Genomic DNA, 22,777 nt, shown 5'->3' with positions numbered 1-22,777 from the left:
GAGGGATGCAAGCGACATGACGCAAGTCGAACGCCAGCAGTGGGACGTCGTCATCATCGGCGCGGGCGGCGCCGGACTGCGCGCCGCGATCGAGGCCCGCGAGCAGGGCCTCCGTACGGCCGTGATCTGCAAGTCCCTCTTCGGCAAGGCCCATACGGTGATGGCCGAGGGCGGCATCGCCGCCAGCATGGGCAACGTCAACGAGGGCGACAACTGGCAGGTCCACTTCCGCGACACCATGCGCGGCGGCAAGTTCCTCAACCAGTGGCGGATGGCCGAGCTGCACGCCCGCGAGGCCCCGGACCGGGTGTGGGAGCTGGAGACGTGGGGCGCGCTCTTCGACCGCACGAAGGACGGCCGGATCTCGCAGCGCAACTTCGGCGGTCACGAATACCCCCGCCTCGCGCACGTGGGCGACAGGACCGGTCTTGAACTGATCAGGACCCTGCAGCAGAAGGTCGTCGCCCTCCAGCAGGAGGACTTCAAGGAGCACGGCGACTACGAGGCCCGGATCAAGGTCTTCCAGGAGTGCACGGTCACCCGGATCTTGAAGGACACGAGCGCGAAGGAGGGCGACCGGGTCTCCGGCGCCTTCTGCTACGAGCGCGAGTCGGGCCGCTTCTTCGTGATGGAGGCGCCGTCCGTGGTCCTCGCGACCGGCGGCATCGGCAAGTCCTTCAAGGTCACGTCGAACTCGTGGGAGTACACCGGCGACGGGCACGCGCTGGCGCTGCTCGCCGGGGCCTCGCTGATCAACATGGAGTTCGTGCAGTTCCACCCGACCGGCATGGTCTGGCCGCCGTCGGTCAAGGGCATCCTCGTCACCGAGTCGGTCCGCGGCGACGGCGGGGTGCTGCGCAACTCCGAGGGCAAGCGCTTCATGTTCGACTACGTCCCGGACGTCTTCAAGGAGAAGTACGCCGAGTCCGAGCAGGAGGCCGACGGCTGGTACGACGACCCGGACAACAATCGCCGCCCGCCCGAGCTGCTCCCCCGCGACGAGGTCGCGCGCGCCATCAACTCCGAGGTCAAGGCCGGACGCGGCACCCCGCACGGCGGCGTCTACCTCGACGTCTCCACCCGGATGCCCGCCGAGGTGATCAAGCGGCGGCTGCCCTCCATGCACCACCAGTTCCGCGAGCTGGCCGACGTGGACATCACGGCCGAGCCCATGGAGGTCGGGCCCACCTGTCACTACGTGATGGGCGGCGTGGACGTCGAATCGGACACTGCCGCGGCCGTCGGCGTCCCCGGGCTCTTCGCCGCGGGCGAGGTCGCGGGCGGCATGCACGGCTCCAACCGGCTCGGCGGCAACTCGCTCTCCGACCTGCTGGTCTTCGGCCGCCGCGCCGGGCTCCACGCCGCGGAACACGCGAAGGAGCACGCGGACGCACGTCCCGCCGTGAGCGACGAGCAGATCGAGGCGGCGGCGGCCGAGGCGCTGCGCCCGTTCAGCGCCGAGGAGGAAGCGGCCGAGGCGGAGCCGGTGGAGAACCCGTACACCCTCCACCAGCAGCTCCAGCAGTCCATGAACGACCTCGTGGGGATCATCCGGCGCGAGGAGGAGATGGCACGCGCCCTGGAGAAGCTGGCCGAGCTGCGCGAGCGCGCGCGGCGGGCCGGGGTCGAGGGGCACCGCCAGTTCAACCCGGGCTGGCACCTCGCGCTCGACCTGCGCAACATGCTGCTGGTCAGCGAGTGCGTGGCGCGGGCCGCGCTGAACCGTACGGAGTCGCGCGGCGGCCACACCCGCGACGACTACCCGGTGATGGACCGCGAGTGGCGCCGGGCGAACCTCGTCTGCACCCTCGCGGACGGCGAGGCCGAGGGCGGCGGGCGGATCAGCCTGCGCCGCCGTGAGATGCCCGCCATCCGTACGGACCTGCTCGAACTCTTCGAGAAAGAGGAGTTGATCAAGTACCTGACCGACGAGGAGCTGACGGCAGAGTGACTACGGCTGAGGACACGAGCACTCCGGGAGCCACGAGCTACGACGCGCACTTCCGCGTCTGGCGCGGCGACCAGGAGGGCGGCGGCCTGGAGGACTTCACGGTCGAGGTGAACGAGGGCGAGGTCGTCCTCGACATCATCCACCGCCTCCAGGCGACCCAGGCCCCCGATCTGGCGGTGCGCTGGAACTGCAAGGCGGGCAAGTGCGGCTCGTGCAGCGCCGAGATCAACGGACGGCCCAGGCTGCTCTGCATGACGCGGATGTCGGTCTTCGAACGTACGGACGTCATCACGGTCACCCCGCTGCGGGCCTTCCCCGTGGTCCGCGACCTGGTCACGGACGTGGGCTTCAACTACCAGAAGGCACGCGAGGTTCCCGCCTTCGTACCGCCGCAGGACCTCGGGCCCGGTGAGTACCGGATGCAGCAGGAGGACGTGGGGCGGTCGCAGGAGTTCCGCAAGTGCATCGAGTGCTTCCTGTGCCAGGACACCTGCCATGTGGTGCGGGACCACGAGGAGAACAAGACCGCGTTCGCGGGCCCGCGCTTCCTGATGCGCGTCGCCGAGCTGGACATGCACCCGCTCGACGGCGCCGCGGAGGACGGTCTCGACCGCAAGACCACGGCGCAGGACGAGCACGGGCTCGGCTACTGCAACATCACCAAGTGCTGCACCGAGGTCTGCCCCGAGGGCATCAAGATCACGGACAACGCCCTGATCCCGCTCAAGGAGCGCGCGGCCGACCGCAAGTACGACCCGCTGGTGTGGCTGGGGAACAAGATCCGCCGCAGGTCGTAGCGCACCTCCGCACGGGGCCGGAACCTTCACGGGCCCCCGTCCGTCATATGCCTGGCACCCGGAGAGGAACCCCTCGGGACCCCCTTCCGGGTGCCGGGCGTGCCGTGGATCACTTTGCCTGGGAACGTTCCCACCCGTAAGGTGAATGCGCTTACATTCGACGGCGAGGGACGTAGAGGGACGAGGCGAGCGGAAACAGGATGGGCACACCCAGCACTCCGACGGTCTACGACGTCGCCGAACGGGCGGGGGTCTCCATCGCCACCGTCTCCCGTGTCTACCGCAACCCCGACTCGGTGCGCGCCACCACCCGCGACAAGGTGCTGGAGGCCGCCCGCGCCCTCGGATACGTGCCGAGCGGCAGCGCGCGCGGGCTCGCCAGCCGGGCCACCGGCGTCCTGGGCCTCTGCTTCCCCGACTACTCCGACCCGGACGCGGAGACCGAGGCACTCGCGGCCGACGCCGACGACGACCACGCGTTCATGCTCTACTCCGACCAGATCATCCGCGGCATGGAGCGGGCCTCCCGCCGCCACGGGTACGCGCTGCTGATCGCCGCCTCCCTCAAGGGCGGCCCGGAGAGCCTGGTCGCGAAGGTCGCGGGCCGGGTCGACGGCTTCGCCGTCATGGCGGGGACCGTGCCGACCGAGGACCTGGAGGTCATATCGCGACGGCTGCCCGTCGTGATGCTCGCCGGACCGCGCGGGATCGACCACCTCGATCACGTCGAGGTCGCCAACGCGGACGGGCAGCGCGAGCTGACCCGCCACCTCGTCGAGGACCACGGCCTGCGCCGCCTGGCGTTCGTCGGCGGCCCCCCGGACTCCCCCGACGCCGAGGCCCGCTTCCACGGCTACGCCGAGGCGTGCCGCGCCGCCGGACTGCCGGTCCCCGCGGAGCCGGACGTGCGTACGGTGATGATGACCCAGGCCGAGGGCGCGCACGCCGCGGAGGAACTGCTGGCGCGGACGGGGTCCGGGGCTGGTGCCGGGGCTGGTGCCGGGGCCGGGGCCGGGGCTGGTGCCGGTGAGTGGCCCGAGGCCATGGTGTTCGCGAACGACCAGATGGCGGTGGGCGCGCTGCACACCCTGGAACGGCGCGGGGTGCGGGTCCCGCAGGACATCGCCGTGACCGGCTTCGACGGCATCCCGCTCAGCCGCCTCGTCCGCCCCACTCTCACCACGGTCCGCCAGCCGATGCGGGACATGGGCGAGCGCGCGGCCGAGCTGCTGCTCCGGCGCATCGACGCGGCGGAGCCGGGCCACGAGGAGCCGCAGTCGGTCGTCCTCCCGGTGACGCTGGCCTACCGGCAGAGCTGCGGCTGCGCCTGAGGCTGCGGCACTTCCCTGATCCCCCTTCGGCGGATTAGGGGCGTCTCCTTCTCAGGTCTGGCCGGGTGGCCGGGGGAATTGGACTTTCGGCAGTGTCGGCTGGCCGGTCGGCGTCCGTAGCGTTGCTCGGGTGAACGGCACTGTGATCGGTGGATACGGGCTCCCGGTGGGAGTGGTGGCGGCGTCGCTGCTCGCCGGGGTCGCCGGGCCCAGGTGGGCCTTGCTGACGGCGTGTCTGACGGCGGTCTGCGCCTTCCTGGCGGGGCGACGGCCCACGGAGGGGCGGGGTGGCCGGGGCGCGGCGCGCGCTGCGGCGCTCGTCCTGGTGGGCGCGTTGGCGCTGGACATGGCGGCGGTCGCCCTGGTGCCCGGCTGGCTGGTGCCGGGGACGAGATTCGTCGCGGTCCTCGTCGCGGCGGGGGTGCTGCCGTGGTTCGCCGGGCGGGTCTGGCAGCTCTATCGCGAGCTGACGCGGGCGGGCTGGGAGCGCGCCGAACAGCTGGAGCGGGAGCGCCGGTTGGTCGCCGAGCAGGCCCGGCTGCGCGAGCGCTCGCGCATAGCGCAGGACATGCACGACGTGCTGGGGCACGAGCTGAGCCTGATAGCCCTCTCCGCCGGCGCGCTCAAGCTCGCCCCGGGCCTCGACGAGGGCCAGCGCGGGGCGGCCGATGACATACGGACCCGCGCGGGCACGGCCGTGGAGCGCCTCGGCGAGGTGATCGGGGTGCTGCGGGAGGAGGCCGACGCGCCGCCGACCGGGCCGACCGAGCCGTCCGGGACCGGCGTCACGCGGCTCGTCTCCGAGGCGTCGGCCTCGGGGCTCGACGTGGAGGCGCGGATCGAGGGCGAGCGGGAGGAGATACCGGAGGCCGTCCTGCGCGCGGTGCACCGGGTCGTGCAGGAGGGCCTGACCAACGTCGCCAAGCACGCGCCCGGCACCCGGGCGACGGTCCGGGTCACCCATGCGGAGGCGGAGACGACGGTGGAGGTGGAGAACGGGCCGGGGCGGAGGCCGGGGCCGAGGCTGGGACCGGGAACTGGCGGCCAGGGAATCGGAGGCCAAGGGATCGGAGGGCACGGGCTGGTCGGGCTGGACGAGCGCGTGCGGCTGGCGGGCGGCACCTTCGACGGTGGGCCGAGTGAGGACGGAGGGTTCGCGGTACGGGCACGGCTGCCCCACGCTCCCCCTGCCGCCCAGGGGACGCGGGCCAGCGGGGTGGAGGAGTCCACCGGGGAAGAGGAGTCCACCGGCGTGGAGCCGCCCGCCGCCGGGGAGACGCGGAGCGAACACTCGTACGCGCGGCGGCGGTTGCGGCGCACGCTGCTCGCCTCGCTGACGGTGCCGCTGGCGGCGACGGCCCTCGCGGGCGGCGGGCTCACGCTGTGGGACATGGTGCTGGCCGAGCGCTCGGTGCTGGATCCGGCGGACTTCGCCCGGCTGCGGGCCGGGCAGGACAGGTCGGAGGTCGCGCCGTACCTGCCCGACAGACAGACTTCCCAGCGCCCGGCGGAGACCCCGTCGGCGGGACACGGAACGAGGTGCGAGTTCTACGCGATGACGGCCGACCGGTTCGACGACCGCTCCGGCGATGTCTACCGCCTGTGCTTCCGGGGGGACACCCTGGTCTCCGCGCGGGCGCTGGTGGGGAGATGAGCGGAGCGAACGGGAGGGATGAGATGGCGGAGGAGCGGCGGGTCAGGGTGCTGATAGCCGACGACGAGCCGATGGTCCGCGCGGGCGTGCGCGCGATCCTCGCCACCGCCGCCGATCTGGAGATCGTCGCGGAGGCCGGGGACGGGCGGGAGGCCGTCGAGCTGGTGCGGCGCCACCGCCCCGATGTGGCCGTGCTCGACATCCGTATGCCGGAGGTCAACGGGATCGAGGCGGCGGCGCTGATACGGGACGCGGCGCCGGGGACGAGGGCGGTGATGCTCACGACGTTCGGGGAGGACGACTACATTCTCCAGGCGCTCGGCGGCGGCGCCTCGGGCTTCCTGATCAAGTCGGGAGAGCCCGAGGAGCTGGTGGCGGGGGTACGCGCCGTGGCCGACGGCGCCGCGTATCTCTCACCGAAGGTGGCCGCCCGGGTCGTGGCCCATCTCGCCGCCTCCGGAGCCGGGACGGTGGCCGGTCGCCGTACCTCGGCGCGCGAGCGGGTCGAGGCGCTCACCGTCCGGGAGAGGGAGGTGCTGTCCTACCTGGGAGCCGGGTTCTCCAACGGGCAGATCGCCCGGCGGCTGCGGGTGGTGGAGGGGACCGTGAAGGCCCATGTCAGTTCGGTCCTGGCGCGGTTGGGGGTGGACAACCGGGCGGCCGCGGCCGTCGTGGCGCACGAGGCGGGCGTCGTGCCGCCGGGGCCCGCCGCTCCCCGGCAGTAGCGGCAGCAGCCGCGCCACCCCGTGGGCGGCGAGGGCCGTGCCCGCGAGGACCGTGACGGCGGCGAGGGCGGCGCCCAGGAGGGCACCGGCGAGGACGTCGTGCGGGTAGTGCACGCCGACCAGGACCCGTAGCAGCGCGGCCGCACCGGCGAGCGGCAGCGTGACGGCGGCGAGGCGCGGGCGCAGGACGGCGAGGCCGACGGCCAGTCCGGCGGCGAGGGTGGCGTGGTTGCTGGGGAAGGACCAGTCGCCGGGTTCGGGGCACTCGGCGACGGGGTCGGCGCCGCGCAGCGCGCGGCAGGGGCGCTCCTCGTCGACGACGAGCTTCAGCGCCTCGCTGAGGGCGTAGGCGGCGACGGTGCCGACGCCGGTGAGGACGGTCGCGGCGACGCGGTGCGCGTCGCCCGCACGGAAGGAGGTCCACCAGGTCCACAGGAGGAGCGCGCCGAGGGCCACCAGGGTGCCTTCGGTGGCGAGTTCGAGGAGGGTGCCCAGCCAGGAGGGGCCGTCCGCCACGGCTTCGGTGAGCGAGCGGTAGAGGGAGACGGAGGTGCCGTCCGTGACCCGCGCGGGGCCCGGGTCGCCGGGGCCGCCGGGCGCCAGCAGCCAGAGGGCCAGGGCCGCGAGGGCCACGAGGCCGGTGGCGAGCGCCGCCGCGGCCGGGGTTGCCAGTCGTGTTTCTCGTCGCATGGCGGGAACGTAGATCCGCGCGCGGCGGGATCCCCGTCCCGAAGGTCGGAGTGCGGCTATGACGAAGGTCAGGCTTGACGGCCACCGCGCCCGCCACCGCACCCGTCCCGGAAACGGCAACGATGATTGCCGTAACTGGATGGCGGGGCACAGAGTGCGGGCATGAACGGCACAGCGAGCAGTACAGCGGGCGGCACAGTGAACAGGGCTTTGGGCGACGGGGGTTACGACGTCGTGGTGATCGGGGCGGGTGCGGGCGGGCTGAACGCCGCGCTGGTGCTCGCGCGGGCCCGTCGCCGGGTGGCGGTCGTGGACGCCGGGGAGCCGCGCAACGCGCCCTCGGCGCACATGCGGGGCTTCCTCTCCCGGGACGGCATGCCGCCGGCGGCGCTGCTGGAGGTCGGGCGCCGCGAGGTCGCCGGGTACGGGGTGGACCTGATCGACGGCTCCGTGGACACCGTCCTCCCGGCCCCGGGCCCGACACCGGCACCTGCCCGGTTCTCCGTGCGACTGGCGGGCGGGGCCGTGGTGCGGGCCCGGCATGTCGTGCTGGCCACCGGGCTGCGGGACGAGTTGCCGGAGCTGCCCGGGGTGCGTGAGCGGTGGGGGAAGGACGTGCTGTTCTGCCCGTACTGCCACGGGTACGAGTTCCGGGACCGGGCGATCGGGGTGCTCGGGACGCATCCGGGCGCCGTGGGGCACGCGTTGCTGCTGCGTCAGTGGTCGGCGGACGTCGTTCTCTTCTCGCACACCCTGGAGCCGTCCGGGGACGAGCGGGCCCGACTCGCGGCGCGCGGGGTGCGGGTCGAGGAGGGCGAGGTCAAACGGCTGGCCGTGGAGGACGGCACGCTGCGCGGGGTGGAGCTGGCCGAGGGGCGGGCGGTGCCGTGCGAGGCGGCGTTCCTCGTGCCGGGCATGGTGCCGCGCGACGGGATGCTGGCGGATCTCGGCTGCGCGCGGGACGGGAACGGCTGGCTGGTCACCGACCGCGCGGGGCGTACGAGCGTGCCCGGCGTGTGGGCGGTGGGCAATGTCGCCGACCCCCGCGCACAGGTCGTCACCGCGGCGGGCACGGGAGCGGCGGCGGCCTTCGCGCTCAACCTGGAGCTGGTGGAGGAGGACGTGGAGCGTTCGCTGCCCGTGCCTGTGGGACAGGGCTAGACCCTTCCGCGGGAACCCGTACACGGCGGGCGGGAAGTGGAGCAGGCGTTCGCTGCTGCGCCGGACCAGCGGCTGTTCCCGTGTTCCCGTTCCTCGACCGGTTCGGAGGGGGTCGGCCGTGTGTCCTGGACGAGGTCGCGGTCGGCAGGGCCGTCGAGTGAACGGTGACTCGCGGCGGCCGCGTTCGGGGGGGGGTGGTCAGGAGAAGACCGTGTCGAAGCGGGCGGCTATGCGGGAGGCGAGGCGTTCTCTGAGGGTGGTCAGCCGTTCGATGCGGGCGTCGAGTTCGGCGAGGCGGCGCAGGCTGACCTGGCCGACGGCGCAGCACTCCGTCTCCCGTACGGACTCCCCGTCCAGGACGTCGGCGAAGGAGCGGACGTCGGCGACGGTCAGGCCCGCGTCGAGGAGTTCGCGGATGACGCGGAGGCGGCGGAGGTCCGCCGCCCCGTACTCCCGGTGGCCGGAGGGGGCACGCCCGGGCCGGAGCAGGCCCTCTTCCTCGTAGTACCGCAGCGCCCGCGGGGTGAGTCCCGCGGACGCCGCCGCGTCTCCGATGCGCATGCGTGCCCCTCCCGAAGATCGGCGACCGTCGTCACAGCTCCACGAGCACCGCACCTATGTGCCGCCCCGCGAGCAACTCGCACAGCGCTCGCGGGGCCTCGGCGATTCCCTTGAGGAGCGTGTGCGGCACGGTGAGCTTCCCCTCGCGCAGGCCGCGGGCGAACTCCTCGTGCCAGCGCGGCAGTTCGTCCAGGTAGTGAACGCCCGCGAGGCCACGCAGCGTGACGCTCCGCGCGACCAGCCCCAGCGTGTCGATCTCCGTGGGCGATCCGGCGCCGCCGCCGATCTGGCCGGACAGGCCGCCGACCAGGGCGATACGGGCGCCGGGGCGGGCGAGGGCGAGGGAGGCGCGGAGCTGTTCGCCGCCGACGTTGTCGAAGACGGCGTCGAGGCCGTCGGGGGCCGCCTCGCGGAGCTGGCCCTCCAGGTCGTCCTCGGTGCGCAGGACGACGGCGTCGTAGCCGAGTTCCCCGGTCAGGTACGCGGCCTTGCGGCGGCTGCTCGTACTGCCGATGACCCGGGCCGCGCCGCGCAGCCGGGCGAACTGCCCCGCCAGCGAGCCGACCCCGCCTGCGGCGCCGGAGACGAAGACCGTGTCGCCCTCGCGCACCTCGGCGCCGCGTACGACGCCGAGCCACGCGGTGAACCCCTGGGAGAGGTGGGCCGCGGGGTCGGGCAGGGCGTCGAGGTCGGCGCGCTCCAGGCCGTCGGCGTCGACGGCCGCGTACTCGCGCCAGCCCGCGCGGTACGACAGCACCGTCGCGCCCGGCTCCAGTCCGCTGCCCTCGGGCGCCGTCACGACCTCGCCGAGCGCGGGGCCCCACAGGGGCTCGCCCACGGCGTACGGCGGCATGGGCAGGTCGGCGTCGTCGCGCATGAGGGTGCGCATCACGGCGGTCACGCTCATCACCCGGGTCCGTACGAGCGCCTGCCCGGGGCCGGGCAGAGGGACGGGCGCCTCGACCACCTTCAGGTGCTCCTCCCTCAACTCCCCCTCGGGGCGGGCGACGAGGCGTATTTCGCGGTGGGTGGCGGGTACGTGGTGCGTCATGGGCGGGCTCCTCCACTGAGCTCGGAACCGGAACGCGGAACGCGGACCGGCGGCGGCTTCCGCCCGACGGTAAAACCTTCCGTGAACGTCAAGTTCAAGTCCGCCGGGGCGTTCGCCGGACGCTCACTCCGGGAGGGTGAAGCCCTCCGGCGGGGCGCCCTCCACGAAGAGGAGGCTGACGCGGACCTTGCCCTCCCGGATCTCGCGTGCGCGCCGGTACTCGGGCGAGTCGTACCACTCCCGGACGCGGGCCATGTCGGGGAACTCGATGACCACGACCCGGGAGGCGTCCCAGGTGCCCTCGACGGGCCGGGGCGTGGGGCTCGCGACCAGATAGCGGCCGTCGTGGTCGATGATCGACTTCTGGGCCACGGACGCGTAGGCCAGGCCAGCTTCCTCGTCGAGGACGTCGACATTGACGATGGCGTAAGCGGGCACGGGGTTCCCTTCCTGGGACAGGGGATATGGGACGGGGGGGCAGGGGACATGGGGCACGGGACACGGGACACGGGACACGGGACACGGACAACCCCGTCGGGGAGATGGTCATTCCCGTGGTGCAGAGTGGGCGTATGTCCACGTACGAGACGATGCCGTTCCAGCTGGAGACCGAGCGGCTGATCCTGCGGCCATGGGACGAGGGGGACGCCGCGGAGTTCAGCGACCTCCTCGCCGAGCGCGGCGACGGCAAGCCGCCGGTCGAGCGCATCCGGACGTCCATCGGGGAGCTGCTCGCCGCGACGGAGACGACGGGGATCGCCCTGCTGCCCATCGAGCGCCGGGACGAGGGCGACTTCATCGGCTACTGCGGGCTGATCATCGGGCGTACCACCCTGGAGGAGCCCGAGATCGCGTACGAGCTGTTCCAGCACGCGCACGGGCGTGGCTACGCCACGGAGGCGGCGCGCGCGGTGCTCGGCGCGGCGGCCGCCACCGGGCGCAAACGCCTCTGGTCGACCACCCGCACCTGGAACACGGCGTCGCTCCGCGTCCTGGAGAAGCTCGGCTTCGAGCGGGACCGCGTCTCCACGGACGAGAAGGGCGAAATCGTCTGGCTCACGCGCGCGTTGCCGTGAGCCGCCGTACGCGCTAGTCGCGCCCGCCGCGCCCGCGTCCGCGTCCGCGCCCCCACCGGCCCGGGTGGCCGGGCGCGAGGGCGACGTCGTGGCGGGCCGCCGTGTAGTACCGCTCGCGCGCCGCGCGCTGCTCCGCGAGCAGGGCCGTCCACGCGGCGGGGTCGCGCGTCCCGTCCCGTACGAAGCGTTCCATCCCGGCGACGGTCCCGGCCCATCCCCGGGCCGTCTCCACCACCTCCGGGGCGCCCAGCAGGAGCAGCGCCTCCCAGGCCAGGTCGCGGGACTCGGCGGCGTCGCTCAGCCGTGGAGCCGCCTCGTCCGGTGGGAGGGGGTGCGGGTTCGCGTCGTTGCCGAGGTGGGCCGCGGCCCGGAACATCACACTGACGGACACCTTCAGCGACCGCGCGAAATCCGAGTAGGCCGTCAGCCGCCGCTCCTCCCACCGCGCCGCCTGCTCGCGGCGGAACCGCGCCCGGTCGCCGCGCATCACCGCCAGATACGAGCCGAGGGCACCGATGACCACGCCCGTCAGCGCCGGAAGCTGCTCCACGAACGCGCCGCCCATCGTGCCGCCGCCCCTAGGATCCCTGGTCCGTCGTCCCGCGCAGCTTCGCCGTGATCAGGCGCATGGCGTCCAGGGCAGGCAGATGTGTCAGGCCCTCCGTGAGAGGCAGATGCGTGGGGCAGAACCACTCGGCGTTCTCCGGATGGCCGGCCCAGTCGTCCGGATACGTCACCGTGGACCGGAAGTACACGAGGGTGAAGTCCTTGGACTCGAACTCGGAAAGCTGGGGCGGAACACGGCACAGGGCGCAGTTCGGCGGCATCATCGGGCTTCTCATCCTCTGACGGGTCGACACCTGATCGCCGCTCACAGTAACCGCCCGCGCCTACGAGCCTACGAGCTCTCCTGCGCCTGCTCCGGCTCCGGCTCCGGCTCCGGCTCGTCCCCACCGACAGGGCGTGTCAGGCGGGGCCGCACCACCCGCAGCCACAGTGCCAGCAGCAGCCCCGCCGCAGCGGCGAACGGCAGCAGCGCGCCGAGTGCCATCGCCACCCAGCGGAGCATCGTCACGAAGGCGTCCCAGCCGCCCGCGAGCGCGTCCGCGAACCCCGGACCGTCGTCGCCGTCCCCGCCCGCCGCGGAGCTCCCGGACAGGGAGAGGGTGATCGTGGCGAAGTCCGTACGGTCCTTCAGGGCGTCCCGGCGCGCGAGCAGGGACTCCAAGTCGGCCTGCCGGGAGCTGAGTTCGCCCTCCAGTTTGACCACGTCACCGAGCTTCGTGGCGTCGTCCATCAGCGCCCGGACACGGGCCACGCTCGCCCGCTGCGACTTGACGCGGCTCTCGGCATCGACGACCTGTTCGGTGACGTCCCGCGCCTGCGCGTGGCGGTCCAGCAGCCGGCCGGTGCCCTCCAGTCCGTCGAGGACCTTGCCGTACTTCGCGACGGGGACGCGCAGCACGACGCGCGTACGCTCGCGGCCCTCCTTGTCGCGGGTGGTGCTCTCCTTGCCGATGTAGCCACCGGCGGCCTCGGTGGTGCGCCTGGCCCGGTCCAGCGCCTTCGGAACGTCCGTGACCCGTACGGTCAGTGAGGCGGTACGGATGACGTGGTTCGCGGCGGCCCGCGCCGGGGCGGTCTTTCCTCCGGGGGCGCCGTCCCTCGTCTTGGCCTTGGTCCTCGCCTCGGCCGCCCTGGATCCGCCGTCCCCCGAACCGTCCCCGCCCGTACAGCCGGTGAGCAGGAGAGCCGGTACGAGCAGCACGCAGGCCACGGCGTGGACGCGTAAGACACGTGAGATACGTGAGACACGTGATGCAGAACGGTGTGCGCGCATAGGAGTCCGCCCCTCTGGAGTCGTCCGGGTGACACCGGTTGGACGGCCGGGAGGCGGCGTACGACGGCACGGAACGGTCCCGAACGGATCACGGTCGGACGTCGCCCGCTCTCAGGGCCGCCTCACATGTACGCCCCGGCGAACTCCGTCAGCGCCGCCGCCAGTTGCGCCCGCTCCCGCTCCTCCCCCGCGTACTCCATGTGCCCCGCGCTGAGCGGATGCAGGGTGCGCAGGTCCTCGCGCAGGCCGTTGTGCACGGCGTACTGGCCGGGCGGCGGTACGGACGGGTCGGCGTCGGCCGCGGCGACCAGGACCGGGACGCGGATCCGCGTGGCCGCGGCCGCCGCGTCGAAGTACGGCAGCACCTCGGTGACCTCGGGATGCGTGGCGTGGTACGCGCGTACGGACTCGCCGCTGCCGACGCAGGGCAGGGTCAGCCGCAGCGGATGGTTGCCGAACGTCGGCACCGTCAGCGCCGCGCACACGAACCGGTCGTCCCACGGCAGCGCGAGTGCGCCCAGGCCGCCGCCGAGGCTCTCGCCGAGATACGCGAGGGGCGCCGCCGGACTCTCGGGGAGCAGCTCCCGCAGCGCGCTCGCCGCGCACCACAGGTCGGCGACGCAGTCGCCCAGGACGTACGTCTCGCGGGAGCGGATGCCGTGCAGCACGTGGGAGGGCGCGTCCGCGGGGATGCCGGTGCCGGTGCCGGTGCCGGTGCCGGGGGCCCTGCCCCTGGTCTCCATGCCCCGCACGCAGGGGAGGATCGCCGCCGAGCCCGGCAGCGGGAGGGGCACGGCGGGGCCGGGTGCGTCCCGGCCGCCGTAGCCGTGCCCGATCACGAATCCGCGCCGTACCGGGCCCTCGGCGGGCCGCACCAGCCAGCCGCCCAGCCGTACGCCGCCGACCGAGGTGAACGTCACCTCGTGGATACGTACGCCGTCCCGTACCTCTTCCAGGGCGCCGACCTCGGGGCGGGTCTCGACGCGTCGGGCGTCCTCGTACCGCCCCCGCCAGAATTCTCCGAACCCGTCCGGCTCGTCCGGCACGCCCACGCGGAGCAGTGCCTCACGGCTGTAGCCGTACGTAGGGTCAAAGGGAAAGCCAGACACGCCCGGCACCCTACGCAAGGGGGCCGGCCCTTGCCCCTCCAGGGGCGCGAGGAACTGCGCGAGCGACCACGCACGGTCCGCACCCGCGTACGGCGCCGCCGGGCCGAGCTGGGCGGCGCCCCTGAGCTCGGGCCCACCCGCCGTCGCGCGGCCGCGCCACCGTGGCGGGCTGAGCGCGCAGTTCCCCGCGCCCCCGAGCGGCGAAGCACTCCACCCCGAGCCGGGCTGCGCCCACCAGCCCGGGACCCACGGCCATCGCGCGGCCGCGCCACCGTGGCGGGCTGAGCGCGCAGTTCCCCGCGCCCCTGAGCGGCATCGGCGGAGCCGGAGCAGGCGGCGCAGCCCACAGAGCGTGGAATCGGCCACAAAGGGTTTCCTGGCGTGAATAGTTCGCCATAGCTTCTGACGAAACCGGACAAGCACGCACAAGGTCCTGTGACCTAAGTCTCCTTGCGGATTCCTCCGCGCCTGTGCAGAGTTCTGTATGCGCTTACAGACAGCGCATACATCAGGAAGCTCAAGGAGGAGCCGCCCATGCGTCGCGCCGCCAGAACCACGTCGGTCGCCATCGCGCTCGCAACCGCATTCGGGATCACCGCGTGCGGCAGCTCGGGCGGTGCGGGAGTCGCCGCCGACGAGAAGCAGACGCTCACCGTCTGGGCCATGGGGACCGAGGGCGAGAAGCTCGGTGACGTGGCCGAGGAGTACGAGAAGGCCCACAAGAACATCACCGTCAAGGTGACCCCGATCGGCTGGGACGTGGCTCACCAGAAGCTCGTCTCCGCGGCGGCGGCCAACAAGCTGCCGGACGTGATGCAGATCGGCACGGGCTACATGGGCGAGTTCTCGGCGCTCGGCGCGCTGGAGCCGGTCGACACCGAGACCTTCGACAAGAAGGACTTCTTCCCGGCCTCCTGGAGCGAGTACGACGGCGAGACGTACGGCGTGCCGTGGTACGTCGAGACCCGCGCCCTCTTCTACCGGACCGACCTCGCGAAGAAGGCGGGGATCGAGAAGGCGCCCGGCACATGGAAGGAGCTGCGCGCGGCGGCGAAGGCGTACCAGGACAAGGCCGGCACCCGCTGGGGCATCTACAACCAGCCGGGCGGCCTGGACACCGTGCAGACCTGGTGGCCGTACTTCTACTCGGCGGGCGGCAGCGTCGTGAAGGACGGCAAGACGGCGCTCGACAGCCCCGCCGCCGTCAAGGCCCTCGACATGTACGGCTCGTTCGTCAAGGACGGCCTCTCCCGCAAGGCGAGCCCGCCCGGGTACGACGTCGTGAAGGACTTCGGCAACGGCAAGGTGCCGATGTTCCTGGGCGGCCCCTGGCAGACCAACCTGATCTCCGAGGACCAGCCGGACCTCGACGGCAAGTGGGCCGTGGCGCCCGTGCCCGCGGAGAAGTCGTCCAAGGCCCAGATCGGCGGCTCCTCGCTCGCGATCTCCAAGGAGAGCGACCACAAGGCGGCGGCGAAGAAGCTCATCAAGTACCTGACGGACGCCAAGGGCCAGGCCGACTGGTTCAAGCGGACCAAGGACCTGCCCGCCAACACCGCCGCGTGGGAGTCGGGCCCGCTGTCCACCGAGGAGAACTGGAAGGTCTTCCGCAAGCAGCTGGAGACCGCCAAGCAGGACCCGGTGCAGCCCAAGTGGACCGAGATCACCTCGAAGGTCGACGCCGCGATCGAGTCGGTCAACCAGGGGAAGGCGTCCCCGAAGGACGCGGCCAAGAAGATGCAGGGCCAGGCGTCCGGGCTCGTGGAGTAGGCGGAGCCACCAGATGACCACCCCCGCCCCCACCCTCGACCCGGTGGCGAAGAACCCGCCGCCCGGCGAGCAGCCGAAGGCGAAGAAGCCGCGGCGCTCGATGTCCACCCAGCACCTCGCGGGCTGGCTGTTCTCGACCCCGTTCCTGGTGCTGTTCGCCGTCTTCATGGCGTTCCCGATCCTCGCCACGCTCGTGATGAGCTTCACGGACTTCGGGCTGCGGAACGTCACGGACCCGCTGTCCACGGAGTTCATCGGCTTCGAGAACTACACGAAGCTCTTCGGCGACGAGAAGTTCCTCAAGGCGCTGACGAACACCGCCGTCTTCGTCGTCATCGGCGTCCCGCTGACGATCGGCGCGGGCCTGGCCGTCGCGGTGCTGCTCAACTCGGGCATCGACCGCGCCCGTACGTTCTTCCGCGTCGGCTTCTACGCGCCCGTCGTCACCAGCATCGTGGCGGTCGCGGTCGTATGGCGGTTCGTGCTCGACCCGGAGGACGGGCTGATCTCGGGGCTCGCGGCCGAGGTCGGGCTCACCGGGCCCGACTTCCTCGGCAACGAGAAGCTGGCCCTCCCCTCGATCATCGTGATGGCCGCCTGGCGGAACCTCGGCACCGTGATGGTGCTGTTCATCGCCGGGCTCCAGGCCATCCCGACGGAGGTGCGGGAGGCGGCGCGGCTGGACGGGGCCGGGGTGTTCCAGGAGTTCCGGCTCGTCACGGTGCCGCTGCTGCGGCCGACGATGCTCTACGCCACGGTGATCACCACCATCGGCTACCTCAACGTCTTCGAGGAGCCGTTCGTGATGACGCAGGGCGGCCCTTCGGACAGCACGCTGACGGTCTCCCTGGACATGTACAAGGAAGGCTTCAGCTTCTTCCACATGGGCTACGCCAGCGCCATGGCCTACGTCCTCTTCGTGATCATCATGGCCATCACGGTGCTGCAGCTGCGCTTGCTGAAGGACAACACCAAATGAGCCGCCTCATGTTTCCGGTGCGCTCCGTCCGCGACGGGCACGCGTCTGCCGTCTTCCGATCCCTGCCGACCGCGCGCGTGTCGTGGCCGGTCGCGCAGTTCCCCGCGCCCCTGAAGGGAGCTGCTCGATGACTGCCTCCGCCCCCGCCCGCCCCCGGCGGAAGTTCAGCAAGCCTCTGACCTACGTCGCGCTCTCCGTCGGGCTGCTCGTCATGGCCGCGCCGTTCCTGTGGATGGCCCTGTCGGCGTTCAAGACGAAGAGCGAGCTGATGGCCAGCCCGCCGGTCTGGATCCCGACCGAGTGGACGCTGGAGAGCTTCGACAAGCTCCTCAAGGAGCTGGACCTCCCGCTCTACTTCCTCAACTCGGCCGTCGTCGCCGTGCTGGTGACCGTCAGCAACCTGCTGTTCTGCTCGATGCTCGGCTACGCGCTGGCCAAGCTGAACTTCGCGGGGCGCGGCAAGGTCTTCGCCGTCGTGCTCGGCGCGCTGATGGTGCCCGGCAACCTGATGCTGCTGCCGCTGTTCGTGCTGATGAGCAAGCTGGAGCTGCTCGACTCGTACGCGGCGCTCGTCCTGCCGTTCGCGGCGCAGGCCATCGGGGTCTTCCTGATGCGGCAGTTCACCCAGTCCATCCCGGACGAGCTGCTGGAGGCGGCCAGGATGGACGGCGCCAGCGAGTGGTACATCTACTGGCGCATCGTGCTGCCGCTGGTCAAGCCGGGTCTGGCGACGCTGACGATCCTCACGTTCCTCGGCTCGTGGAACAACTTCGTCTGGCCGCTGATCGCCACCAACGACCCCGGCAAGTACACCCTCCCGGTCGCGCTGGCCACCTTCGCCACGGACCCGAACCGCGCGGGCGGCTCCAACGGCGTGCTGATGGCGGGCTCGTTCCTCGTCGTCCTGCCCGTCCTGGTCGTCTTCGCCCTCCTCCAGCGCCACTTCACGCAGGGCATCGCCACCGCGGGCATGAAGTAGCCGTTCCCGGACGGCCGTCCCACAAGAGCATCAGAAAGGCATCACCACCCCCATGAGCACCGCACCGGCCCCGTTCCCCTTCCCCGAAGGCTTTCTGTGGGGCGCCTCCACCGCCGCCCACCAGATCGAGGGAAACAACGTCAACAGCGACTGGTGGCGCAAGGAGCACGACGGCACGGGCCGGATAGCGGAGCCCAGCCTCGACGCCGCCGACAGCTACCACCGCTGGCGCGAGGACATGGACCTGCTCGCCGGGCTCGGCTTCACCGACTACCGCTTCAGCGTCGAGTGGGCCCGCATCGAGCCCGTCGAGGGCACGTTCTCGCGGGCCGAGATCGCGCACTACCGGCGGATGGTCGAGGGCGCCGTCGAGCGCGGGCTGCGCCCGATCGTCACGCTGCACCACTTCACCGTGCCGCAGTGGTTCGAGGACCTCGGCGGCTGGACGCACGAGCGCGCCCCCGAGCTGTTCGCGCGGTACGTGGAGGCGTGCGCGCCCGTCATCGCCGACAGCGTGCCGTACGTCTGCACGATCAACGAGCCCAACATGATCGCCGTCATGGCGGGCCAGGCGAAGCGCGGCGACACCAGCTTCCCGCCCGCCGGGCTGCCGACGCCCGACGACGAGACGACCGACGCCGTCATCACCTGCCACCACCGGGCCACGGCCGTCGTGCGCGCCATCAACCCGGAGATCAACGTCGGCTGGACCGTCGCCAACCAGGTCTACCAGGCCCTCCCCGGCGCCGAGGACGTCACGGCCGCCTACCGCTGGCCGCGCGAGGACGTCTTCCTGGAGGCCGCGAAGGGCGACGACTGGGTCGGCGTCCAGTCCTACACCCGTACGAAGATCGGCGCCGACGGGCCCGTCCCGGCGCCCGCCGAGGCCGAGCGGACGCTGACGGAGTGGGAGTACTACCCCCGCGCCGTCGGCCACGCGATCCGGCACACCGCCGCCGTCGTGGGCGACGTGCCGATCGTCGTGACGGAGAACGGTGTCGCCACCGGCGACGACGAGCGGCGCTCCACGTACCTCGCGGGCGCCGTCGACGAGCTGGCCGCCTGCCTGGAAGAGGGCATCGACCTGCGCGGCTACCTCTACTGGAGCGCGCTCGACAACTACGAGTGGGGCTCCTTCCGCCCCACGTTCGGGCTGATCGGCATCGACTGGGAGACGTTCGAGCGCACGGTCCGGCCCTCCGCCGAGTGGCTCGGCGGCCTGGGCCGCACCCGCGAACTGCCGCGCTCCGCGCAGTAGTCCGCGGACCTCACAGCCAGGGGGCCGACCGGTCCATACCCCGCCCAGGTCGGCCCCCTTCCCCTATCCGCAGAGGAGAACGCACGTATGAGACGCCGTACCTTCCTCACCGCCACCGCGGGCGCCGCCGCGCTCACCACGGGAGTGGGGGCCGCTCCTGCCGGGGCCGTCACCGCCCGCGACCCCCGGCATTCCCGGCTGCTGACCTGGTTCCGGGACACCCACCGCTCCATCGAGACGATGACCACCCGCTTCGGGCTCACCGCCGACAACCTCGACCTGAGCGGCCCCGCGCCCGTCCTCTCCAAGGTCACCTCCCCCACCAACATCGGCTGCGGGCTGTGGACGACGGTCGCCGCGGCGGGGCTCGGCATCCTCGGCGACGAGGAAGCGACGGCCCGCCTGGAGCGCACCGTCGCCGCCGTCGAGAAGCTGGAGCGGCACCACGGCTTCTGGCTCAACTGGTACGACCCCGAGGACGGCTCCACCGTCACCGTCTGGCCCGCGACCGGCGAGAAGGTCCGCCCGTTCCTCTCCTCCGTCGACAACGCCTGGCTCGTCACCGGCCTGCGCATCGCCGCCGACGCCGCGCCCTCGCTGCGCGCCCGGATCGGGGCGCTGCTCGACGGCGCCGACTGGTCGTTCTTCTACACGCCCTACGACGCGGAGGACCCGGTCAAGGGCCCGGGCCAGCTTCGTGGCGGCTTCTGGACCGACAAGGACGAGTGGACCAGCCACCACTACGGCGCGCTCAACACCGAGCCCCGTATGGCCAGTTACCTCGGCATCGCGGACGGCTCGCTGCCCACCGACCACTACTGGCACGTCTCGCGCACGCTGCTGCCCGGCGCCGAGCAGTCGCAGAAACCCGGCGGCCACCATGTCACCGTCGACGGCGTGAAGGTCTGGCAGGGCCACTACACCTACCGGGGCCGCAAGCTCGTCCCGACGTGGGGCGGCTCGATGTTCGAGGCGCTGATGGTCCCGCTCTTCGTGCCGGAGGCCGAGTGGTCCCCGCGCTCCTGGGGCCGCACCCACGCCCGTTACGTCCGCAGCCAGATCGCGCACGGCATGGACGAGGCCGGGTACGGCTACTGGGGCTTCTCCCCCGCCAACATCCCCGAGGGCGGGTACAGCGAGTACGGCGTCGACCCCATCGGCATGCTCAAGGACGGCTACACCTCCAAGGGCGTCGTCACCCCGCACGCCTCCTTCCTCGCCCTGCCGTTCGCCGAGCGGGAGGCGCTCGCGAACCTCCGCGCGCTGGAGGAGGACTTCGGCGCGTACGACCCGGGGTACGGCTTCCGCGACTCGGTGAACGTCCGCACGGGCCGCGTCAGCGACTTCGTCCTCGCGCTCGACCAGGGCATGATCGCCGCGGCCCTCGCCCAGCGGCTGAGCCCGGGGCTGCTGCGGCGCCCGTTCCGCCGGGACGGCTTCGCGGCGCGCGTGAAGCCGCTGCTGCGCAAGGAGGCGTTCAGCATCTGACGGACGGGACGGGCACGCCCGTCACCGCCTCGCGGGCGGCGGCCGCCAGCGCGCGCCGGTCGCCGCCGCCCGTCAGCGGGGGATGCGCCCGTACCCGCGCCGTCAGCTCCCCCGCCTCCGCGACGCGCCGCAGCGAGGCCGCGAACGCCTCGTCGCCGAAGAAGCCGGGCGCCGTGCTCGTACGGCCGCGCTGCGCGTACTCCACGGTGACGGGCCGCACCGGCGCCCCCGCGTCGACGGCGGCCTGGAAGGTGGCCCGCGCGAACCGCCCGCCGTCCGCGCCGCACCACGTGGTGGCCTGCGGGAAGACGAGCACGGACCGCCCCGCGCGCAGCCCGCCGGACAGCTCCGCGACGGCGCCCGGCAGCGCGCGCAGGCCCTCACGGTCGAGGAAGCGGGTGCCCGCGCGGCGGACGAGCGTACCGATCACGGGCCAGGCGCCGACCTCGCGCTTGGCGACGAACGGCACCGGCTCGACGGCGAGCAGCGCGATCACGTCCAGCCACGAGACGTGGTTGGCGACGACCAGGGTCCCGGTGCCCACGCCGGGCACGGTGAGCGGTCCGGGGACCGCGCTCAGCCGTACGCCGAGGGCGGCGAGCACCCGGCGGGCCTCCGCGCGCAGCGTCTCCGGCTCCGCGAGGCGCTCGCCCCGCGCGAAGGCGCGGGCGAGGACGCGCGCGAGCCCGGCGCAGCGGCGGACCGCCGCGCCCCTCGGCACGCGGGGCGCGGCGTGCGCGGCGCAGCCGGGCGTGCAGAGCGGCTGAACACCCCAGGGGCTCACCGGTCCTCCCCCTGTTCCTCCCCCAGGAAGTAGCGGCGGTAGCGGTCGTTCATCCGCTCCGTGTCGAGCAGCACGAAGAAGTCCGCGACGTCGAACGCGGGGTCGTGCGCGGGCGCCCCGCACATCCACGCGCCGAGCCGCAGATAGCCGCGCAGCAGTGGCGGCAGTCCGGCGTACGAGGCACGCTCGGGCGCGGGGCCCGGCGGGGTCCACGGCGTACGGGGATGGACGCGCAGCGCGGGCGGCGCCGCGTGCCGGGCCGTCCCCAGCAGCCAGGCACCGGCCGCCGCCGCGCCCCCGTCGGCGAGCGGCACGGAGGCGCAGCCCGCGAGATAGCGGTGCCCGGAGAGCAGCACGTAGCGGGCGAGCGCCGTCCACATGAGGTGGATGACGGCGCCGGAGCGGTGGTCCGGGTGCACGCAGGAGCGCCCGGCCTCCACCAGCGAGCCCCGGATCCCGCCGAGCGCGCGCAGATCGAACTCGCCGTCCGAGTACGAGCGCTCCGCGCGCCCCGGCGGCAGCAGCCGGTAGGTGCCCACGACGTCGCCGGTCGCGGTGTCGGTGACGACGAGGTGGTCGGCGATCTCGTCGTACGGGTCGATGTCGTACCCGGGGACGGGCGTGCTCAGCGCGGCGCCCATCTCCTCGCCGAACACGAGATGCCGCAGCCGCTGGGCGGCCCGCACCTGTGCGGGGGTGTGCGCGATCGAGGTCACGTAGGAGGAACGGGTGGTGGTGTCTGTACCGGTCGAGGTCGTGGTCGTGGTCGTGGTCGGCATGTTCCGGACGCTACGGAGCGCGACGGCGCCGGACAGGAGCCCTTCGGCAAAGCTTGGACTGCACTTTCGTGCCGGTCATTGGGCCGGAGGTAGCGTGCACGTCATGATCCGAGTGCTGCTGGCCGACGACGAGGCGATGATCCGGGCCGGGGTGCGGGCGATCCTCGGCACGGCCGAGGACGTGGAGGTGGTCGCGGAGGCGGGCGACGGGCACGAGGCCGTGGAGCTGACGCGCCTGCACCGCCCCGACGTCTGCCTGCTCGACATCCGCATGCCCCGGCTGGACGGCCTGGAGGCCGCGGCCGAGCTGGCGCGGACGGCGCCGGAGACGTCCGTCGTGATGCTCACGACGTTCTCCGAGGACGAGTACATCGCGGGCGCCTTCGGCTCCGGGGCCGCCGGGTTCCTGCTGAAGGCGGGCGACCCGCGCGAGCTGATCGCGGGCGTACGGGCGGTCGCGGAGGGCGGCGCGTACCTCTCCCCCGCGATCGCGCGCCGCGTGATCACGCACCTGGACCCGGGCACGCTCGGCAAGCGCGCCACGGCCCGCGCCCGTACCGACGAGCTGACGTCCCGCGAGCGCGAGGTCCTCGCGCTGGTCGGCGCGGGCCTCCCGAACGCGGAGATCGCCGCCCGCCTCCATGTGGTCGAGGGCACGGTCAAGACGTACGTCAGCCAGATCCTCGCGCGACTGGGCCTCAAGAACCGGGTGCAGGCCGCGATCCTGGCGTACGAGGCGGGGCTGGTGCCCGACGGGGAGTGAATCCCCGGCAATCCCTGACTTTCGTCGGGTT

The 22,777-nt window shown here is 72.7% G+C and carries 22 protein-coding genes and 1 pseudogene; 13 read left to right on the top strand and 10 right to left on the bottom strand.

The genetic code is table 11. The features are described from left to right. The first annotated feature begins 16 nt into the window (after positions 1 to 16). The 5 genes from ACGF3A_RS03950 to ACGF3A_RS03930 all read left to right on the top strand — a co-directional run bounded on the left by ACGF3A_RS03950 (position 17) and on the right by ACGF3A_RS03930 (position 6,458). The gene (locus ACGF3A_RS03950; protein ID WP_393725480.1) at positions 17 to 1,951 is read left to right on the top strand and encodes a fumarate reductase/succinate dehydrogenase flavoprotein subunit; all 1,935 of its coding nucleotides are present in this window, start codon (positions 17 to 19) and stop codon (positions 1,949 to 1,951) included. Next, positions 1,948 to 2,748, top strand: a complete 801-nt coding sequence (locus ACGF3A_RS03945; protein ID WP_393725478.1) for a succinate dehydrogenase/fumarate reductase iron-sulfur subunit — start codon at positions 1,948 to 1,950, stop codon at positions 2,746 to 2,748. Before ACGF3A_RS03950 ends, ACGF3A_RS03945 begins: the two co-directional genes overlap by 4 nt. A gap of 200 nt (positions 2,749 to 2,948) precedes the next feature. Further along, a complete protein-coding gene (locus ACGF3A_RS03940; RefSeq protein ID WP_393725476.1) occupies positions 2,949 to 4,079 on the top strand; it encodes a LacI family DNA-binding transcriptional regulator in 1,131 nt (376 codons plus the stop codon). A 130-nt stretch (positions 4,080 to 4,209) separates the two neighbouring features. Beyond that, on the top strand, positions 4,210 to 5,733 hold the full coding sequence (locus ACGF3A_RS03935) for a sensor histidine kinase (protein ID WP_393725475.1): 1,524 nt from the start codon (positions 4,210 to 4,212) through the stop codon (positions 5,731 to 5,733). 23 nt (positions 5,734 to 5,756) lie between these two features. Then, positions 5,757 to 6,458 carry a response regulator gene (locus ACGF3A_RS03930; RefSeq protein ID WP_393727125.1) on the top strand — a complete coding sequence of 234 codons (702 nt, stop codon included), beginning with the start codon at positions 5,757 to 5,759 and terminating at the stop codon, positions 6,456 to 6,458. Positions 6,459 to 6,515: 57 nt separating this feature from the next. Here the strand turns inward: ACGF3A_RS03930 and ACGF3A_RS03925 are convergent. Next, a pseudogene (locus ACGF3A_RS03925) lies at positions 6,516 to 7,148 on the bottom strand (phosphatase PAP2 family protein); the annotation flags it as partial. Between the two features lie 162 nt (positions 7,149 to 7,310). Between ACGF3A_RS03925 and ACGF3A_RS03920 the strand changes: the two are divergent. Beyond that, a complete protein-coding gene (locus tag ACGF3A_RS03920; RefSeq protein WP_393725473.1) occupies positions 7,311 to 8,309 on the top strand; it encodes an NAD(P)/FAD-dependent oxidoreductase in 999 nt (332 codons plus the stop codon). Between the two features lie 198 nt (positions 8,310 to 8,507). On the opposite strand, the gene ACGF3A_RS03915 is transcribed toward ACGF3A_RS03920, so the two are convergent. From ACGF3A_RS03915 to ACGF3A_RS03905, 3 genes are all read right to left on the bottom strand, one after another. Beyond that, a complete protein-coding gene (locus tag ACGF3A_RS03915) occupies positions 8,508 to 8,870 on the bottom strand; it encodes a MerR family transcriptional regulator (protein WP_393725471.1) in 363 nt (120 codons plus the stop codon). Positions 8,871 to 8,901: 31 nt separating this feature from the next. Continuing rightward, the gene (locus ACGF3A_RS03910; RefSeq protein ID WP_393725469.1) at positions 8,902 to 9,921 is read right to left on the bottom strand and encodes an MDR family NADP-dependent oxidoreductase; all 1,020 of its coding nucleotides are present in this window, start codon (positions 9,919 to 9,921) and stop codon (positions 8,902 to 8,904) included. Between the two features lie 123 nt (positions 9,922 to 10,044). Next, the gene (locus tag ACGF3A_RS03905) at positions 10,045 to 10,359 is read right to left on the bottom strand and encodes a DUF1330 domain-containing protein (RefSeq protein ID WP_393725468.1); all 315 of its coding nucleotides are present in this window, start codon (positions 10,357 to 10,359) and stop codon (positions 10,045 to 10,047) included. Between the two features lie 134 nt (positions 10,360 to 10,493). Here ACGF3A_RS03905 and ACGF3A_RS03900 point away from each other — a divergent pair, with 134 nt between their 5' ends. Beyond that, a complete protein-coding gene (locus tag ACGF3A_RS03900; protein WP_393725467.1) occupies positions 10,494 to 10,997 on the top strand; it encodes a GNAT family N-acetyltransferase in 504 nt (167 codons plus the stop codon). A gap of 13 nt (positions 10,998 to 11,010) precedes the next feature. Here ACGF3A_RS03900 and ACGF3A_RS03895 read toward each other — a convergent pair whose 3' ends face one another. The 4 genes from ACGF3A_RS03895 to ACGF3A_RS03880 form a co-directional block, all read right to left on the bottom strand. Next, positions 11,011 to 11,562, bottom strand: coding sequence for a hypothetical protein (locus ACGF3A_RS03895; RefSeq protein ID WP_393725465.1), 552 nt, complete (start codon positions 11,560 to 11,562; stop codon positions 11,011 to 11,013). Positions 11,563 to 11,575: 13 nt separating this feature from the next. After that, a complete protein-coding gene (locus ACGF3A_RS03890) occupies positions 11,576 to 11,827 on the bottom strand; it encodes a hypothetical protein (RefSeq protein WP_393725463.1) in 252 nt (83 codons plus the stop codon). 68 nt (positions 11,828 to 11,895) lie between these two features. Then, positions 11,896 to 12,837, bottom strand: coding sequence for a DUF4349 domain-containing protein (locus ACGF3A_RS03885; protein ID WP_393725461.1), 942 nt, complete (start codon positions 12,835 to 12,837; stop codon positions 11,896 to 11,898). A 122-nt stretch (positions 12,838 to 12,959) separates the two neighbouring features. Then, a complete protein-coding gene (locus ACGF3A_RS03880; protein WP_393725459.1) occupies positions 12,960 to 13,946 on the bottom strand; it encodes an acetylxylan esterase in 987 nt (328 codons plus the stop codon). A 534-nt stretch (positions 13,947 to 14,480) separates the two neighbouring features. Between ACGF3A_RS03880 and ACGF3A_RS03875 the strand changes: the two genes are divergently transcribed. The 5 genes from ACGF3A_RS03875 (at position 14,481) to ACGF3A_RS03855 (ending at position 20,420) form a co-directional block, all read left to right on the top strand. Beyond that, positions 14,481 to 15,716, top strand: coding sequence for a sugar ABC transporter substrate-binding protein (locus ACGF3A_RS03875; RefSeq protein WP_393725457.1), 1,236 nt, complete (start codon positions 14,481 to 14,483; stop codon positions 15,714 to 15,716). A gap of 13 nt (positions 15,717 to 15,729) precedes the next feature. Further along, positions 15,730 to 16,695: a carbohydrate ABC transporter permease gene (locus ACGF3A_RS03870; protein WP_393725455.1), complete on the top strand. Its 966-nt coding sequence runs from the start codon at positions 15,730 to 15,732 to the stop codon at positions 16,693 to 16,695. A gap of 127 nt (positions 16,696 to 16,822) precedes the next feature. Further along, positions 16,823 to 17,674: a carbohydrate ABC transporter permease gene (locus ACGF3A_RS03865; RefSeq protein ID WP_393725453.1), complete on the top strand. Its 852-nt coding sequence runs from the start codon at positions 16,823 to 16,825 to the stop codon at positions 17,672 to 17,674. A 52-nt stretch (positions 17,675 to 17,726) separates the two neighbouring features. After that, complete coding sequence (locus ACGF3A_RS03860) at positions 17,727 to 18,932, top strand: glycoside hydrolase family 1 protein (RefSeq protein WP_393725451.1); 1,206 nt, start codon at positions 17,727 to 17,729, stop codon at positions 18,930 to 18,932. Between the two features lie 87 nt (positions 18,933 to 19,019). Beyond that, positions 19,020 to 20,420, top strand: a complete 1,401-nt coding sequence (locus tag ACGF3A_RS03855) for a glucoamylase family protein (RefSeq protein ID WP_393725449.1) — start codon at positions 19,020 to 19,022, stop codon at positions 20,418 to 20,420. Here the strand turns inward: ACGF3A_RS03855 and ACGF3A_RS03850 are convergent. Both ACGF3A_RS03850 and ACGF3A_RS03845 read right to left on the bottom strand, forming a co-directional pair. Beyond that, the gene (locus ACGF3A_RS03850; RefSeq protein WP_393725447.1) at positions 20,410 to 21,204 is read right to left on the bottom strand and encodes a lysophospholipid acyltransferase family protein; all 795 of its coding nucleotides are present in this window, start codon (positions 21,202 to 21,204) and stop codon (positions 20,410 to 20,412) included. The two genes, ACGF3A_RS03855 and ACGF3A_RS03850, sit on opposite strands and share 11 nt — an antisense overlap. Next, positions 21,201 to 21,983, bottom strand: a complete 783-nt coding sequence (locus tag ACGF3A_RS03845; protein WP_393725446.1) for a GNAT family N-acetyltransferase — start codon at positions 21,981 to 21,983, stop codon at positions 21,201 to 21,203. The genes ACGF3A_RS03850 and ACGF3A_RS03845 overlap by 4 nt, the downstream gene beginning before the upstream one ends. 103 nt (positions 21,984 to 22,086) lie before the next feature. On the opposite strand from ACGF3A_RS03845, the gene ACGF3A_RS03840 reads away from it, so the two are divergent. Further along, on the top strand, positions 22,087 to 22,746 hold the full coding sequence (locus tag ACGF3A_RS03840; RefSeq protein WP_393725444.1) for a response regulator: 660 nt from the start codon (positions 22,087 to 22,089) through the stop codon (positions 22,744 to 22,746). Positions 22,747 to 22,777 lie beyond the last annotated feature (31 nt).

It is taken from the genome of Streptomyces sp. NPDC048172 (genome assembly GCF_043202595.1).
Classification (GTDB): Bacteria; Actinomycetota; Actinomycetes; order Streptomycetales; family Streptomycetaceae; genus Streptomyces.
The sequence above is the reverse complement of the archived record's forward strand: the minus strand, read 5'-3'. Positions and strand labels throughout refer to the sequence as shown.